The sequence below is a fragment of the Vibrio sp. 378 genome (assembly GCF_033339435.1).
The window spans coordinates 1-773 of the sequence record NZ_JAWOUO010000415.1 but is presented as its reverse complement, the minus strand read 5'-3'; the positions used below and the strand labels follow the sequence as shown (position 1 = coordinate 773).

Genomic DNA, 773 nt, shown 5'->3' with positions numbered 1-773 from the left:
CTCAATCTATTGCAACCAGCGTATCCGTTGAGGCGGGCGATCTCCCGCTTGACCCTAGCTCATTTGTGCCATCTGCTGCTTCACTAGAGTCGCTACTGGCCGAGTTGAACACCGATATTCAATCTGGTGGTAAAGCTGTCGAGTTCTCATACGACGAAGCGCAAAATGCCATCATTGGTGTTCAAGATGGCAATGAAGTCCTACGTATTGAAATTGAAGCGACTTCGTTAGGGCGTGATATCGAGTTGGAGGTGACAACCACCATAAGCCAAGGCATTGACCATGTTGCGTCTGTAAATGACGGGCAGGTGTCGATTGTTGGTGACCGCATCAGTATTGAGTTTGAGATGACGGGTACCGATATTGGTGGTAACAGCATTCGTACGCCAATTGACTTTGTCACGACGATTATCGATGGTGATAATCCAGCGCCGCAAGACATCTCGTTTGAGAACGAAGAATCTTCATCGACGCCAATCACGGGGACGTTTGTCGAAATTGGCAGTGACCAGTTGGCTTCTGTCACTTTTAATCAGGAAAGTTTGTCGCAATTTGATGGTTTATTAACTGACAACCAAGCGACGGTTGCGACCTTGTCTGATGATGGCAGTAACATCACGTTAACCGTAGCTGGCACGGGAGAGGTGGTATTAAGTATCTCTTTAAACACCGACGGCACGTACCAATTTGAACAGTTCAAACCGCTTGAGCAGACGAATGATAGCGATACGATAGCGCTTTCTCTTCCAACGACGATCGTGGATTACGACCAA

The 773-nt window shown here is 47.6% G+C and carries 1 pseudogene; it reads left to right on the top strand.

From position 1 onward, the window contains the following. Positions 1–773, top strand: a pseudogene (locus tag R7Q48_RS26650) (hypothetical protein); the annotation flags it as partial.